Annotated in this window: 8 protein-coding genes; 2 read left to right on the top strand and 6 right to left on the bottom strand. The window is 72.5% G+C overall.

All coding sequences use genetic code 11. From position 1 onward, the window contains the following. A partial coding sequence (locus tag AOK03_RS22985) for a GAF domain-containing protein (RefSeq protein WP_055567220.1) occupies nt 1-864 on the bottom strand: 864 nt, incomplete at its 3' end. A 79-nt stretch (nt 865-943) separates the two neighbouring features. After that, nucleotides 944-2,332, bottom strand: a complete 1,389-nt coding sequence (locus AOK03_RS22980; protein ID WP_055567219.1) for an MFS transporter — start codon at nt 2,330-2,332, stop codon at nt 944-946. A gap of 228 nt (nt 2,333-2,560) precedes the next feature. Here AOK03_RS22980 and AOK03_RS22975 point away from each other — a divergent pair, with 228 nt between their 5' ends. Next, a complete protein-coding gene (locus tag AOK03_RS22975) occupies nt 2,561-4,210 on the top strand; it encodes a GMC oxidoreductase (RefSeq protein ID WP_208609580.1) in 1,650 nt (549 codons plus the stop codon). A 37-nt stretch (nt 4,211-4,247) separates the two neighbouring features. Here AOK03_RS22975 and AOK03_RS22970 read toward each other — a convergent pair whose 3' ends face one another. Next, on the bottom strand, nt 4,248-4,739 hold the full coding sequence (locus AOK03_RS22970; protein ID WP_371934701.1) for a carboxymuconolactone decarboxylase family protein: 492 nt from the start codon (nt 4,737-4,739) through the stop codon (nt 4,248-4,250). Nucleotides 4,740-4,742: 3 nt separating this feature from the next. Continuing rightward, nucleotides 4,743-5,819, bottom strand: coding sequence for an NAD(P)H-dependent amine dehydrogenase family protein (locus AOK03_RS22965; protein ID WP_055567218.1), 1,077 nt, complete (start codon nt 5,817-5,819; stop codon nt 4,743-4,745). A 112-nt stretch (nt 5,820-5,931) separates the two neighbouring features. Between AOK03_RS22965 and AOK03_RS22960 the strand changes: the two genes are divergently transcribed. After that, on the top strand, nt 5,932-8,748 hold the full coding sequence (locus AOK03_RS22960; RefSeq protein WP_055567217.1) for a helix-turn-helix transcriptional regulator: 2,817 nt from the start codon (nt 5,932-5,934) through the stop codon (nt 8,746-8,748). Here the strand turns inward: AOK03_RS22960 and AOK03_RS22955 are convergent. After that, a complete protein-coding gene (locus AOK03_RS22955; protein WP_063792552.1) occupies nt 8,685-9,728 on the bottom strand; it encodes an ornithine carbamoyltransferase in 1,044 nt (347 codons plus the stop codon). The genes AOK03_RS22960 and AOK03_RS22955 overlap by 64 nt on opposite strands. Continuing rightward, nucleotides 9,725-10,729, bottom strand: coding sequence for a diiron oxygenase (locus tag AOK03_RS22950; RefSeq protein ID WP_055567216.1), 1,005 nt, complete (start codon nt 10,727-10,729; stop codon nt 9,725-9,727). The genes AOK03_RS22955 and AOK03_RS22950 overlap by 4 nt, the downstream gene beginning before the upstream one ends. Nucleotides 10,730-11,189: the final 460 nt, after the last annotated feature.

Raw genomic sequence — 11,189 nt, 5'->3', positions numbered from 1 at the left:
GTCGGCGACCTCGTCGGCGCCGCCGCCGCGCAGCACGAGATCGGTGAGCTGGTCGTGGGCCTGCTCGGCGCGGCGCATGGCCCTGCTGTGCGCGCGGATGGTCTCGGTGGCGGCGTTGAGGTCGACGAGCGCGGCCCGGGTCTCCTCCAGCAGGCGGGCGCCGTCGATGGCGATGGCGGCGTGGTCGGCGAGGGAGGAGAGCAGCACGATCTCTTCGGTCGCGAACTCGCGGGCCGCGCGGTCGGCGGCGTACAGCACCCCGATGACGCGCGAGCCGAGGCGCAGCGGCACGCCGAGGATCGCCCGGAGCCCCTCCTGGAGGACGGCGCTGTCGATGGCGTCGGTGTGGTGGAAGCGGGGGTCCTGCTGGTAGTCACCGGTGACGTAGGGCCGTGCGGTCTGCGCGACGAGGCCGCCGAGCCCCTCCCCCATGCCGAGCCGCAGCTGCTGGAAGGCGGCCGCGATGCTGCCGTCCGTCACCCGCATGTAGGTGTCGCCCGCGGTCTCGTCGTTGAGCGAGAGGTACGTGACGTCGGTGCCGAGGAGCAGTTTGGCGCGGCGCACGATGGCGCGCAGCACGGCGTCCGGGTCGCGCAGCGCGGCCAGGTCGCTCGCGGTGTCGAACAGGGCGGTGAGTTCGGCCTCGCGGCGGCGGTGCGTGCCGAGGGTGCGGTGGATGCGCAGCGCGACGTCGGTGGCCTCGTCGAGGGCGGTGAGGCCGTCGGCGGTGGCGCCGGCCTCACGGGCGCGGGCCGCGGGGCGCGCGAAGTCCTCGGCGGGCGCGCCCCGGTCCAGCAGGTCGAGCAGGCTGCGCAGGCCCGCCTGGGGTTCGGCGTGGCCCGCGCCCTTGGTGGTGGGGAGCATGGGGCGATGGTCTCCCGGCGGGATGGGTGCGGTCGATGGCCTGCGCGGGATCCGGTACGGGCCGTCGCGGGGCGCGGGGTCAGCCGCCGAGGGGGACGGAGCCTTCGCGTTCCGGTGCCGGGTGGGGTGCGGGCGCCGCGGTCTCGTCCGCCGTCAGGTCGCGTCCCCTGGTCTCCCTGGCGAAGTGCACGGTGACGGCGGTGACGACGGCGGCCGCGCTCATGTAGAGGGCGACGGGGAGCGCGGAGTCGTAGTCCTTGAGCAGCTCCACGGCGATGATCGGGGCGAGCGCCCCGCCGATGATGGACGCGAGCTGAGAGCCCATCGAGGCGCCCGAGTAGCGGACCTTGGTGTCGAAGAGCTCGGAGATGAACGCGGCCTGCGGCCCGTACATCGCACCGTGGAAGAGCAGCCCGACGGTGACCGCGAGCGAAATGACCGGGAAGGAGCGGGAGTCGACGAGCGCGAAGAAGGCGAAGGCCCAGCCCGCCATGCCGAGCGCGCCGATGAGGGTGACCGGGCGACGTCCCATGCGGTCGGAGAGGGCGCCCCACAGCGGGATGGTGACGAAGTGGAACGCGGACCCGATGAGCACCGCGTTGAGCGCGTCACTCTTGGGCAGGTCGAGGTGCACCGTGACGTAGACGAGGACGAAGGCCGTGAGGATGTAGTAGGAGATGTTCTCGCCGAACCGGGTACCGATCGCGGTGAGCACTTCGCGCCAGCTCTTGCGGAACACCTCGACAACGGGCGGCTGCTCCTCGGCCCCTTCGGCAGCCGCGGCCGCCTCGGCCTCGCGCCGGGCCTCCAGGAAGACGGGTGACTCGGTGACGGAGATGCGGATCCACAGGCCGATCATCACGAGCACCCCGGAGAGCAGGAACGGCACGCGCCAGCCCCAGGCGAGGAAGGCCTCCTCGGACTGGACGGCGGCGAGGAGCGCGAGGACGCCGGTGGCCAGCAGGTTGCCGCCGGGGGCGCCCGCCTGGGGCCAGGAGGCCCAGAAGCCGCGGCTCTTGTCGCCGCCGTGCTCGGAGACCAGCAGGACGGCGCCGCCCCATTCGCCGCCGAGGGCGAAGCCCTGGACCAGGCGCAACACGGTGAGCAGGACGGGTGCGCCGACGCCGATGGTCGCGTGGGTGGGGAGGAGGCCCATCGCGAAGGTGGCGCCGCCCATCATCAGCAGGCTGATGACGAGCAGCTTCTTGCGGCCCATCCGGTCGCCGTAATGCCCGAAGACGACTCCGCCCAGGGGGCGTGCCGCGAAGCCCACCGCGTAGGTGAGGAAGGAGAGCAGCGTGCCGACCAGGGGGTCGCTCGACGGGAAGAAGAGGCTGTTGAAGACCAGCGCGGCGGCCGAGCCGTAGAGGAAGAAGTCGTACCACTCGATGGTGGTGCCGACGAGGCTCGCGGCCACGATGCGGACGATTCCGGCGCGGGCGGGCGGAGCGGTTCCTTGCGAGGCCATGTGCACCACTTCCAGGAGTTCTGCGGGGACGCTTCCGTACCGGCACAAGGTAGGAAACCGCAGATCAGTGGCGTATATGGCGGAGCACCATGGTTGTGCTCCCGGCGGTGTGACCGGCCACCACGAGGGGTGCAGGATCGGACAGAAGTTACTTTTTGGTATGGCGTGACTTCCCACGCGGCGCGCAGTAGAACTCGTTTCGATTCAGCCAAGAGTGAGGAAGGTCACATGAGCACTACACCCAAGCGTAGCCCTGCTTCTGACGGCCTGTCACGTCGAAGATTTGTCGCAGGAACGAGTTCTATTCTTGGCGCCGTCGCCCTCGCGGGACACGCCACCCAGGCACACGCCAGGGAGCTCGCGGCGGCCTCGGCGGACCCCATCGCCGACGGCGCCGCCGTCCCCGCCCTGGTGATCGGCTCCGGGTACGGCGGCTCCGTCGCCGCCCTGCGGCTCGCCGAGGCGGGCGTCGACGTCCACATGATCGAGATGGGCAAGGCCTGGGACACCCCGGGCTCCGACGGCAAGATCTTCGCCAACACCACGAGCCCGGACATCCGTTCCTACTGGCTCCGCACCAAGACCAAGCAGCCCATCAGCAACTTCCTCGGGTTCCCGCTCGACAAGAACGTCCCGCGCCACACCGGGATCCTGGACGCCGAGGAGTTCGGCGGCATCACCGTCTACCAGGGCCGCGGCGTCGGCGGCGGCTCGCTGGTCAACGGCGGCATGGCGGTCACGCCCAAGCGCGAGAACTTCGGCGCCGTGCTGCCCACGGTCGACGCGGGCGAGATGTACGGCACCTACTACCCGCGTGCCAACGCGGGGCTGGGCGTGAACACCATCGATCCCGCCTGGTTCGAGACCGCCGAGTGCTACCAGTACGCGCGTGTCGGCCGCAAGCACGCACAGCGCTCCGGCTTCGGGTTCGTCTTCGTGCCCGACGTGTACGACTGGGACTACATGGCGAAGGAGCAGGCGGGCACCGTCCCCAAGTCGGCGCTGGCGGGCGAGATCCTCTACGGCAACAACTACGGCAAGAAGTCCCTGCAGCAGACCTATCTCGCCCGCGCCAGGGCGACCGGGCGCGTCACCGTCTCACCGCTGCACAGGGTCACTTCGGTCACCCCGGCGGCCGGTGGCGGCTACACGGTCACCATCGACCAGATCGACACCGAAGGCACCACCACCGCCACCAAGTCCGTGACCGCCGACAAGGTCTTCTTCGCCGCGGGCAGCGTCGGCACCAGCAAGCTCCTGGTCAAGCTGAAGGCCACCGGCGCACTTCCCCGCCTCAACGGCGAGGTGGGCAAGGGCTGGGGCGACAACGGCAACGTCATGTGCGGCCGCGCCAACCACATGTGGGACGCGACCGGCAAGCTCCAGTCGTCCATCCCCACGGCCGGCATCGACAACTGGACCGCGGGCGGCGCCTTCGCCGAGGTCGCCCCGCTGCCCACCGGGATCGAGACGTACGCCTCGTTCTACCTCTCGATCACCAAGAACCCGCACCGCGCCGAGTTCACCTGGAACGCCGCGGCGAACCGGGCCGAACTGAACTGGCAGACCGCCTGGAAGCAGCCGTCGATCGACGCCGCCAAGACGATCTTCGACAAGATCAACGCGAAGGAGGGCACGATCTACCGGACCGACCTCTTCGGCACGTACAAGATCTGGGGCGACCACCTCACGTACCACCCGCTGGGCGGTGCGGTCCTCGGCAAGGCCACCGACAACTACGGCCGCCTGCAGGGCTATCCGGGGCTCTACGTCATCGACGGCGCCCTGATCCCCGGCAACACCAGCGTCAACCCGTTCGTCACCATCACGGCACTCGCCGAACGGAACATCGAGAAGGTCATCGCGACCGACCTGTGAGCACCGCTCCGTCCCACGAGCACCGTTCCGCACGCGGTCAGGGTTTGGGCAGCACGCACACCGTGTCGAGGCCGAGCACGTGATTGAGCCGGCCGAAGGCGAGCCACGACCCGATGCTCATGCTCAGTTCGACGATCTCGGCCTGGCTGTAGTGCGCGGTCATCCGCGCCCAGAACGCGTCGTCCAGGTTGTGATGGTCCAGGGCGTACCGCTCGGCGTACTCCGCGGCCAGCCTCGTGCGGTCATCGAAGGAGTCAGTGGTGCGCCACTGGGTCACCGCGTCCGCGAAGTCCTCGTCGACCTTCTCCCCGTCGCGCTCGGTCCGCCAGTCCAGGCAGAACACACAGCCGTTGATCTGGGCGACGCGCAACCGCGCGGCCTCGAACTCGCGCAGGCCCAGGGTCGTGTGGGCGTACACCGCGAGCGAGAAGTTGGATGCCGCCGCCCCTATCCCCGGGACCATGTCGCCCCACACGTACGGGATCGCGTCCTGTCCCTCGGGGATGTCGATGCGCAGGGAACCACTCATGGGTCACTTCCTTCCCAGTCGCCCCGCTGCCGGGCGCAGCGGGACGTCGAGCGCGTCATAGAGGCCCGGTTCGGCGTCCACGAGCCAGTCGACGGCGTTCACCAGGCGGCCCACCGCCGTGGCGTTGCCGCCCGCGGAGCGGTTCTCGCCCTCGTCGGTGGCCTCCACCGTGACCTCGATGCGCGGGCGTCCCTCGACGATCACGCGGTGAGCGCCGTCGCCGCCGTCGGGCGGGGTCGGCCAGTCCGGCGCGCAGGACGGGTGGATGCGGGTGACGTGCTCGATGACGATGCGGGGCTCGCCCCCGACGATGCCCTGCACCTCGAAGCGCACCGCGCCCTGGGTGCCCGCGGCGAACTCCCCCATGGTCCGCGTGCGCACCGTGGCGTCGAGCGCCCGCCGGTCCAACGTCTCGCGCATCTCGTCGAGTTCCACGCCGAGCGCCCTGGCCATCAGCCTGATCTGCCCGCCCCACACCATGGTCGGGACGGAGGGGGCGAGCATCATCGGCTCGTACTCCATCGGGTGTCCCATGCCGATCAGGTTGCGGACCGCGTCCTCCTGGTCGTACGTCGAGTAATCGAAGATCTCCTGGCAGCGGATCGCGTCGACGGTGGAGCCGAGCCCGCTGACCAGCAGCGGCAGCACGTCGTTGCCCCAGCCGGGGTCCACGCCGGAGACGAACAGCGAGCCGCCGCCGTCCGCGACGGCCGCGAGCACCGGATCCCTGAACTCCGGTGGCGCGCCGCGCTGGTCGTAGAGCGCGTACAGCGCGGGCGTGACGACCACGGCGCCCGCCCGCACCGCCCCGACGATGTCGGCGAGCGCCTCGTCGGGGCGCAGGTCGCCGGAGGCCGCGTACACCACGGCCCGCGGCCGGGCGGCGAGGACCGCCGCGACGTCATCGGTCGCAGCCACCCCCAACTGCCTTCCCAGACCTGCCAGTTCACCTGCATCACGGCCGACCTTCGCCGGGCTGTGCACCAGTACGGCCGCGAGGGAGAGATCGGGATGGGCCTCGACGGCACGCACGGCCGCACGGCCTACGTTGCCGGTGCCCCAGACCACCGTGGGAATCATGCGCGGAGGGTAGCGAGGGGCGTCGACGGTTGACAGAGGCGCGGCCCGAGAAGAAGAGATACGTTCCCTTCCGCACCGCTCCGAAGTGTCGTACCGCCGGTAAGCTTTACGCATGCTCCTCGGGCGTTCCGCGGAATGCGCTCGTCTTCTCGCTCTCATCGACAAGGCTCGCGGGGGCGAGAGCGGCGCCCTGCTCATTCGCGGGGAAGCCGGCATCGGCAAGACCAGCCTCGTCAGTTACGTCGCCGAGCAGGCCGACGACCTGCTGCGGCTCGGCACGCGCGGCGTCGAGGTCGAGTCCGACCTGCCCTATGTGGGCCTCGCCGATCTGCTCCGCCCCGTCCTGCACTTCCTGGACCGCATACCGGACCGGCAGGGCGCCGCGCTGACCGGCGCGCTCGCGCTCGGGCCCGCCGTCGCACAGGACCGTTTCGCGGTGGCCGCGGGCACGCTCAGTCTGCTCGGCGCGCTCGCCGAGGAGGGCCCGGTCCTGGTCACCGTGGACGACGCGCACTGGCTCGACCCGTACTCTTTGGACGCGCTCGCCTTCGCCACCCGCAGGCTGAGCCGCGAGGGCGTCGTCGTCCTGTTCACCGCCCGCGAGGAACTGGAGGAGGCCGCCTCAAGGCTCGCCTCCGTCGAGACGTTCACCCTCACCGGTCTCGACCCCGAGTCCGCGCACCGCCTGATCGCCGAGGAGGGCACCGCCCAGCTCACCGAGCAGGAGGCGGCCCGGCTGCTCGCGGAGGCCCGCGGCAACCCCTTGGCGCTGATCGAACTGCCCGCCCTCCTCGCGGGCAGCGGCGCCGACGACGACAGCGGTTCCGGAGCGCCCCTGCCCATCGGCGAGATGCTGGCCCACACCTTCGGCAGCGCCGTGGCCAGGCTGCCCGCCGAGGCGCAGGACGCGATGCTGCTGCTCGCCGTCCTCGGCACCCGGCCGCTGGCGGGCACCGAGGCGGCGCTCCGCGCGCACGGCCTCAGTTACGAATCGCTGGAGGCCGCGGAGGACGCGGGCCTGGTCGTCGAGGAGCGGGACGGATACGCCTTCCGGCACCCGCTGGTGCGCTCGGCGGTCTACCACGGCGCGACCCCCGTGCGCAGGCGCCGCGCCCACCACGCCATCGCACGCTCCCTGCAGGGAGCGACCGCCCCGGCCCTGGAGCAGTACGCCTGGCATCTGGCCGCCTCCGGCGCCGAGCCGGACGAACACGTCGCGTCCCTCCTGGAGAACGCCGCATCCGGCGCCCCCGAGACCCTCGCCTACCCGCTCGCCTCCCGGCTCTACGAACGGGCCGCGCGCTTCACCCCGGAGGGGCAGCGCAAGGCGGAGCGGCTGCTGTGCGCGGCCCGCGCCTCGCAGGCCGCGGGCTCCCTGAACGAGGCGGCCGCGATCCTGGACCGCGCCCTGGAACACGCCGAACAGCTCGGCACACAGCTCGACATCCGCCAGCTCCGTTGCTATCTGGACGTCCAGCGCGGCCGCCCGACGCGCTCGCGCGAGCTGCTGAGGTCGGCCGTCGACGAGGCGGAGAAGGTCGACCCGGCGCTCGCCGCGGTCATGCTCGGCGGCATCGCGCTCACCGAACTGGCCGTCGGTGACCTCACCGCGGCCCGCGGCACCTCGGCCGCGGCGATGGAACTCGCCGACTCGGCACACCAGACCCTGCTGCCCGTGCGTCTGCTGCGCACCCTGGTGCTGCTGCTCGGCGGGGACGCCGAGGCGGGCCGCGCGCTCCTGCGCGAGCTGGCCGAGCCCCTCGCCTCGCCCGACCCCGCATTCCCGTACCCGCTCGCCGGGGTGGGCGGCCTGTGCCACCTCGCGGCCGAGGAGCTCGACGAGGCGCACGGCATGCTGGACCGGGCCGCGTACACGGCGCGCGGTTCCAGCGCGGTGGGGCTGCTCTCGCACCTGCTGTGCACGCTGTCCGTCGTGGAGTTCTGGCGGGGCCGCTGGACGCCATCGCTCGCCCACGCCGACGAGGCGGTGCGGCTCGCGGAGGCCAGCGGGCAGCTGATCGAGGTGTCGCGCGGGCTCGCCGCCCTGGTCAAGACCGAGGCCGCCCTGAACCGCGAGGAGGACTGCCGACGGCACGCCGCGAAGGCCATGGAATGGGCGGGCTCCGCCGAACTGCCGATGGACGCTGCGCGGGCGCTCGGCGGGCTCGGCCTGCTGGAGCTCGGCCTCGGCCGGTTCGAGGAGGCGGTGCACCACCTGGAGGAGGTACGGGCGTTCTCGCAGCGCCACGGGCGGGGCGACGGCCTGTATCTGACGTGGGCGGCGGACCTCGCGGACGCGTACGTCCATCTGCACAGGACCGACGAGGCACGTGAGGTCCTGGACGTCCTGGAGTACGAGGCGGGCCGCGGACACCGCCCGGTCACCGCGGGGGCGGCGGCCCGTTGCCGCGGGCTGCTCGAACCCGGGGACCCGGAGGCCGCGTCGCGGCACATGAGGCGCTCCCTGGCGCTGCTGTCCGAACGTCCGGTGCCCTTCGAGCGGGGGCGGACCGAGTTCGCGTGGGGCGAGCAGCTACGCAGGCAGGGCAGGCGGAGCGAGGCGCGGCGCCTCCTGGAGCGGGCCCTCGCCACGTTCGAGCGGCTCGGCGCGGCGGGCTGGGCGGCGCGGGTGGCGGCCGAGCTGCACGCCGCGGGCGGCACCGAAGTGCGGCCCGAGCGGGCACCCCTGGAACGGCTCACCCCGCAGGAGCTGCAGGTCGCGCTGGTGGTCGGCCGGGGTCTGACCAACCACGAGGTGGCGGAGCGGCTCTTCTTGAGCGTCAAGACCGTCGAGTTCCACCTGAGCAACATCTACCGCAAGCTCGACGGGGTGCACCGCAGGGCGCAGCTGGTCCGTCTGCTCGCTCAGGCCTCGGAGGCCTCCGAGACGGCCGGGGTGTCGGGGGACGCGGGCGTCCCCGACGCCTGACCGTGCGGGTCCTCCTCGCCCAGGGCCCATTCGAGGACGGCCATGGCACCGTCGAGCTTCATCGACGCCTGCGTCCAGGCCACCGACCGCGGGCCGTCGAGGACCGCGCCGGAGACCTCTTCGCCGCGGTGCGCGGGCAGGTCGTGCAGGAACAGGGCGCCGGGGCGGCGCGTCAGGAACTCCTCGTCGACGTGGAAGGGCCGGAACCGGTCGCGCCAGGCGGCGTCGGGCCTGCCGCCGCCCGAGGTCTGCCGGCGGGTCGTGTAGACGACGTCGACGCCGGTCGGCAGGGATCGGGCCGAGTCCCGGAGGGTGAGGGTGGCACCGGTGCGGGCGGCGCGCTTCCCGGCCGTCGCCAGGAGGGCGGCGGGCAGCCCGTATCCGGGCGGGCAGGCGAAGGTGGCCTCGCAGCCGGAGATGCCGGACAGGGCGAGCGCGAGCGCCGTCGCGGTGGCGTTGCCCTCCCCCACGTACAGGAGCCGCAGCCCGTCCAGGCTCCCCAGGGTCAGCCGCAACGTGGCGAGGTCGCAGACCCCTTGGGAGGGGTGTTCCTCCGGGGTCATCGCGTTGACCACGGGCAGGTGTCCGTGGCGGGAGAGCCGCCGCAGGTCGTCCAGGGTCCCGTCGGGGCGGGCGACGAGGCCGTCCAGCATGCTGCCGAGGGAGCGCCCGGTGTCTTCGACGGACTCGCCGGTCGTCGGCTGGAGTTCGCCCGGTCCGTAGGCGACGGGGCTGGCGCCGAGACGGACGGCCGCCACGGTGAAGGCGGTCCGGGTACGGGTGGACGGGCGGGCGAACAGGACGCCGACCGCGGCTCCGGCCAGCGGCCGCGCGTGGGCGGCACGGTCGTGGTGCAGTTCCACGGTCCGCTCCGCGAGCCGGGTCACCGTCTCCACGGGCAGGTCGGCCAGGGAGAACAGGCCGGTCTCGGGGACCGGGGGCGGGGCGCCGCGCGAGGGAGCCGCGGCCGGGCGTGTCATCGTCCGTCCCGTGCGGACGGTGGTGGCGGCGGGTCCGGCGCCTCGCTGAGCAGCCCCGCGGCAAAGAACGCCTCGGCCGCGCACGGCTCTTCGAGCACTCCGGTGTTCCGGAAGAGCCGGACGGTACGGCGTGCCGTGACCCGGAGGTCGCCCTCGCTCCGCCGGGTGCGGTAGCTCTCGGCGATGACCTGCCGCACGGAGTCCGGCCCGAGGCCCGCCACAGTGAGGGCGGCACCCACCGCCCGCAGGTCGGGCGAGAGCGCGGCGCCGATCAGTCCGGGCAGACAGCGGGCCACGCGCCGCCTGAGCGGCGTCGGCAGGTCGCCCCACAGCCGCTCGAAGAAGCGGGAGAAGTACGTGTGGTGGTGGCCCTCGTCTTGCGCGTGGTCGCGGACGACGTCCCGCACCAGGGGCAGCACCGCGCGGTCCTCGGGCACCTCCTCCAGGGCCGAGGGGGCGAGCGTCTCGGCGACGACGACCTGCAGCAGCTGCGCCAGCACCGGTTCGCCCGCGAGGAGTTCCGAACCGATGCCGTCGAGCTGGCGCAGGAAGGGGTCGAAGGCGTAGGGCAGCGGCGGGATGCCCGTCGCCTCGGCGATCTGCTCGACGGCGTCGAGACCGGCGAGGGCGTGGTAGCCCTCGTCGCAGTAGATGCGGTACGCGTCCAGGCGCACCGCGGCGGGCAGCGCGAGGCCGGTCCGGCCGTCCGCGATGCGCTCGGCGGCACGGTTGACCACGCGGGTCTCGAAGTGGGCCGTGAACGTCAGGTAGTGGTACAGGTGCCGGGCGAGGAGTTCGTGGCGGCGCCGGTCGGGCAGCGCGCCGACCAGGGGGTGGCTCCAGTACGGCACCAGGCGGGGCGGGAAGAACCGGGTCGCGGGGTCCAGCGGGCCGGTCACGGTTCGGTGCGGGCCGCTGCGCACGCCCGACCGCTCGTACCAGTCGTGCCGGTCGTGCCGGTCAGGAAGGGCGGGCTGTTCAGCGGGGTCGGGGTTCGTCATCTCTCCTCGGGTTCAGCACGGCTCTCCTCGGCTTCAGCACGGCCCGCGGCCCTCCGGGTGCGCGGCGACTGCGTACGACAAGGGCGTAGGCGGTCCGGTCGTCGACCGAACCGCCGGGGTTGAACCGCCCGGATTCCGGGCTCACCGCACGCTGTCGCCCAGCGACCCACAGCCTCGACGGCAGCAGTGGAGCGCGCCCGTTCACGGAGCCGTTCCGCACCCGAGCGGGGGTGCCGTCGGGCACCCCCGTCCCCCGCCCTCGCGACGGTCGCTCCCCCGATCCTGAGCGGACCACCCGTTCGTACACCCCCGTAGTACGTCCGGTCACCGGATCTCTTTTCCCCCATCGGTGTTTTCAGGTCCGCCGCGGTTCCGCGACCGTGGGTATACCTTGGCCCCGCGCGCGGGCAGGGGCGACCGTGAAAACCCTGGAGTCCGGGTCCGAGGGCCGGGGCGGGCG

The organism is Streptomyces atriruber, from assembly GCF_001418325.1.
GTDB lineage: Bacteria > Actinomycetota > Actinomycetes > Streptomycetales > Streptomycetaceae > Streptomyces > Streptomyces atriruber.
This window is presented reverse-complemented; position numbering and strand designations above follow the sequence as displayed.